This window comes from Metallibacterium sp. (assembly GCF_054637675.1).
Genome location: NZ_JBTSRB010000036.1, coordinates 1 through 4,432, shown reverse-complemented (window position 1 = coordinate 4,432; position 4,432 = coordinate 1). Strand labels below are relative to the sequence as shown.

At 67.4% G+C, this 4,432-nt stretch carries 2 protein-coding genes and 1 pseudogene; all 3 read right to left on the bottom strand.

The features are described 5' to 3' along the window. The coding region (locus tag ACYDAT_RS11110) for an ABC transporter ATP-binding protein (RefSeq protein ID WP_461450125.1) at positions 1-609 on the bottom strand (609 nt) is incomplete at its 3' end. A gap of 17 nt (positions 610-626) precedes the next feature. Continuing rightward, positions 627-2,759: an alpha/beta hydrolase family protein gene (locus ACYDAT_RS11105; RefSeq protein WP_461450123.1), complete on the bottom strand. Its 2,133-nt coding sequence runs from the start codon at positions 2,757-2,759 to the stop codon at positions 627-629. Positions 2,760-2,976: 217 nt separating this feature from the next. Then, a pseudogene (gene ggt / locus ACYDAT_RS11100) lies at positions 2,977-4,374 on the bottom strand (gamma-glutamyltransferase); the annotation flags it as partial. Positions 4,375-4,432: the final 58 nt, after the last annotated feature.

The window sequence follows — 4,432 nt, the reverse complement described above, 5'->3', positions numbered from 1 at the left end:
GGGCTCGGCCTCGTCCATGTAGTGGGTGGTCAGGAACACGGTGCCGCCGGCGCCGACGTAGCGGCGCACCTCGCCCCAGAACAGGCGCCGCGCATCCACGTCCAGGCCCAGCGTGGCCTCATCCAGAAACAGCACCTCGGGCGTGGCCACCAGCGCGCGCGCCAGTTCGACGCGGCGTTTCTGCCCGCCGGAGAGCTTCTGCGCCTCGCGCGTGGATACATCTTCCAGTCCCAGCGTCACCAGCAGTTCCGCGCTGCGCGTCTTGGCCGCGCGCGACGACAACCCATAGAACAGACCCATCAGATACAGGTTATCGCGCACCGACAGCTTGCCCTCCAGCGCCGGCTCCTGAAACACGATACCCATGCGCTGGCGCACCGCGACGCGTTCGCGCACGCTATCGAAACCGAGCACGCGCGCCGTGCCCTCGCTGGGCTTGAGCAGGGTGGCGAAAATCGAGAACAGCGTGGTCTTGCCGGCACCGTTGGGGCCGAGCAGGGCGAACATCTCACCGCGCTGCACGCTCAGATCGATGCCGCGCAAGGCGTGCACGTTGCCGTAGCGTTTGTGCAGGGCGTGCGCCTCCAGCGCGGGGCCTGGATCGGTCATGGCGTTTCTCGGTGGGATCAGTGCCGTGCCGACGTGGCCTGCGGCGGCAGGTATTTGGCGAACCAGCCCAGAGCGCGCACCAGCACGTCGCGTTTGTGCGCGGGATTGACGAAGCCATGGCCTTCGTTCGGGTACACCACCAGTTGCGTGGGTACGCCCATGGCCTTGAGTCCGTGCCACATCTCGAAGGACTGCGGCGCCGGGCATTCGGCGTCGAACTCGCCGACCACCATCAGCGTGGGCGTCTTGTCCTGCTTGATGAAGTTGATCGCCGAGCTGCGCGCATACACGGCTGGATCGTTGTATACGCTGGCGCCGAAGAACGGTTTCATCCAGCGGTCGATGGAGTTCTCGCCGGTGTAGCTCAGCCAGTCCGACAGCCCGGCACCGGCCACCGCGGCGCGGAACACGCGCGTTTGCGTGGGCGCGAACATGCTCATGAAGCCGCCATAGCTCCAGCCGGTGATGCCGATGCGGCGCGGGTCGACCGGGTACTTCGCCTCCACCGCCTTGACGCCGGCGAGGATGTCGCGCAGATCGCCGTAGCCGAAATCCCTGCGATTGGCCTGGGTGAAGCGCTCGCCCTGGCCGAAGCTGCCACGCGGATTGGGGAACAGCACGAAATAACCCATCGCCGACAGCGGCGCGCCGCCGTAATTCACGCCCGGCCAGCGCGGCTGCACCGCGTAGCTGGGGCCGCCATGCACGGAGACGATCAACGGGTAGCGCAGATGCGGGTTGTAGTTGGCCGGATACAGCAGCCAGCCCTGCACATGGAAACCCTGGTTGCTCCAGTGCACCGATGCGGCCTTGCCCCACAGCGGCTGCACGCCGACATTGATGCGCGTGACCGCGCGCATGGCGTCGATACGCGTGGGCGTGCCGGCGGCGTTGCGATCCAGCGCCGCGGTCCACACTTCCGGCGGCTCGGTATAGGTGCTGTGGATGAAGGCCAGCGTGTGCCGATCGCGCGCCACGGCCAGCGCCGACATCGCGCTGCCATCGCCCAGCGCGGCATGCACCGTGGCCAGCGCCCGCGCGTGCGCGACGGGCCGGCCACGCGCGTCGCGCGTCAGCGTCAACGCATCGAGCTGGCTGGAGCCACCGGCGAAGGCGTTCACCAGCAGGCTGTGTGCGCCGGTCCAGGTCAGCCAGCCGGGGGTGATGCCGATGCCGGGCGTCACATCGATCGGCGCGCCGCCGGCGGCAGGCACCAGATAAATGTCACCGCCGGTGACGCCCTGATCGCTCATCAGGCCGCCGATGAAGGCGATCTCGCGACCGTCCGGCGCGAAGCGCGGCAGCGCGATCTGCAATCCGTGCAGAGGCCCGGCGACGGTGTTGGGGTCGACCAGTGCGCGCGGCGTGGCGCCGCTGCGTGCGTCCTGCACATAGAGCTGCGCGATCCACCAGTTGTTGTCGCCAGGTGGCGGCGCGGCGACGTAGGCGATGCGCGCGCCGTGCGGCGAGAAACTGAACTCGTAGGGGAACAGCTCCGTTGGCGTCAGCAGTTGTACCGCGCCGTCAGCGAGACTGGCGGTGGCCACGCGCTGGTGCTCGATATTGGCTTCGCCGATCACGCCCACGCGCGGCTTGGTCGCGGCCAGCGCATCGACGCGGTGCGTGTCGCCCGGCACATACAAAAAGCCGAGGCTGTGGCCATCGGGCGCCCATGCCAGCGCGTGCACCAGACCATCGAGATGCGTCAGACGCCGCGGTTGCGCGTGGGCGCTGTGCGTGTCCAGCAGGTAGATGTCGTTCTGCACGGTCTTGCCCGCGGCGCAGTCGGACAAGAATGCCAGCGCGCGGCCATCGGCCGACCAGGTGGGATTGGTTTCACTGCAGCCCTTGTGCGCGCCGGCCACGCTGATGGTGCGCGGTTGCGCGCCGTTGCCGGCGGCAAGCTGGATACGCGGGCCGTCGGCGGTATTCAGCACCCACGCCAGTTGCTGCGCATCGGGCGAAATCGCCACCGCCTGAAACTGCCGGGCCGCGCCGAGGCGCGTGAGGATCGCGTCGACGCGCGCCTGCTCGGCGGCCGGGATGACGGCCGCAGGCAGCGGCGCGGCAGCGGCCTGCGCGCTCATCCAGATCGGGGCGAAAAGAAAAGCCAGTGCCAGCAAACGGCGGCCGCAGTGTTGAATGCTCATCTCGAACCTCGGTGGGCAGCGTGACCCGCTGCAGGCCACCGGGCTTGGACAACACTGACGCGCCGATGTTGCACGCGGCGCGAACTGGGCAGGCGCCCGCGCAGCAGCAAGTGCTGCGCGGGCGGTGGTTCCAGTCGCCAGCGGCCAACCCTGCTGGACTGCGGCGGTCGTTGGCGCCCTCGATCAGGTGCGTCTTGGGATTGACCAGGATGGCCTCGTCCGCGCCCCAGAATGGAATCGGCTTGAACATGTAGCCCATCTGCTCCAGCGCGGTCTGCGTTTGCGGTGTGAGATAACCCGGCTCGACGAAGATGTCATCCGGATACCACTGCATGTGCATGCGCGGCGCGTCCACGGCCTGCTGCATGTTCATGCCGAAGTCGACCACGTTGAGGATGCTCTCCAATGTCGACGAGATGATGGTCGAGCCGCCGGGGCTGCCGGTGACCATGAACACCTTGCCGTGCTTCAGCACGATGCTGGGCACCATCGAGGACAGCGGAATCTTGCCCGGCTGGATCTCGTTGACGTGGCCTTGCACCAGCCCGAACGAATTGGGCACGCCGGGTTTGGAGGTGAAATCGTCCATCGTGTTGTTGAGAAAGAAGCCGGTGTCGCCGGCCATCATGCCGACGCCGAACAGATAGTTGATGCTGTAGGTCACGCTGACCGCGTTGCCCTTGGCATCGAGGATGGAAAAGTGGGTGGTGTGCATGCCCTCGGCTGCGCCGAGGCTGCCTTTCACCTCGGACGAAGGCGTGGCGCGGTCAGGCTGGATCTCGCTGCGGATGCGCTTGATGTTGGCCGTGGACAGCAGGCGCCCGATGGGGTTGTGCACGAAGGCCGGATCGCCCAGATAGGTGTTGCGATCGGCAAACGCGTGGCGCTCGGCCTCGGCCAGATAGTGCGTGGCCATTACCGAGCCGTAGCCCCACTTGCCCAGCGGGTAGCCAGCGAGGACGCGCAGGATCTCGCATACGGTCACGCCCGAGCTCGGCGGTGGCGGCGTGACCACGGTGTAGCCGCGGTACGGGCACTCCACCGGTTTGGCCCAGACCACGCGGTAGTCGCGGAAGTCCTTGAGGCTGAGGATGCCGCCGTGCTTGTCGCTGGCGGTGACGATGGCTCTGGCGATGGGGCCGTCGTAGTAGGCCTGGCTGCCGCCCTTCTCGATCAACTCCAGCGTGTGCGCCAGCTCGGGCTGCTTGAGCACCTCGCCGGCTTTCCACGGTTGCCCATGGTTGAGGAAGATCGCCGCGACGTTGGCATGCGCTGCAAAGTCCTTGCTGCGCGTGCCCAGAATCTTCACGTCACCCGGCTGCAGCACGAAGCCGTCACGTGCCAGCTTGATCGCTGGCGCCATCACCTGCTTCAGGCTCATGGTGCCGTACTTCTTCAGCGCCGCATCCAGGCCCATGACCGAGCCGGGCACGCCCACGCCCAGCCAGGTCTTGGTGCTGCGCCCGGGCACCACGTTGCCCTGTGCGTCCTGGAACAGCGTCGGCGTGGCTTTCAGCGGCGCCCTCTCGCGGAAATCCAGAAACACGTTCTTGCCGTTGGCCAGATGGATGGTCATGAAGCCGCCGCCGCCGATGTTGCCGCAGCAGGGATGCACCACGGCCAGCGCGTAGCCCACCGCGACCGCGGCATCGACGGCATTGCCGCCCTGCTTG

Coding starts and splice junctions, on each gene's coding strand:
- ACYDAT_RS11105 (WP_461450123.1), bottom strand. CDS start 2,759: ATGAGCATTCAACACTGCGGCCGCCGTTTGCTGGCACTGGCTTTTCTT.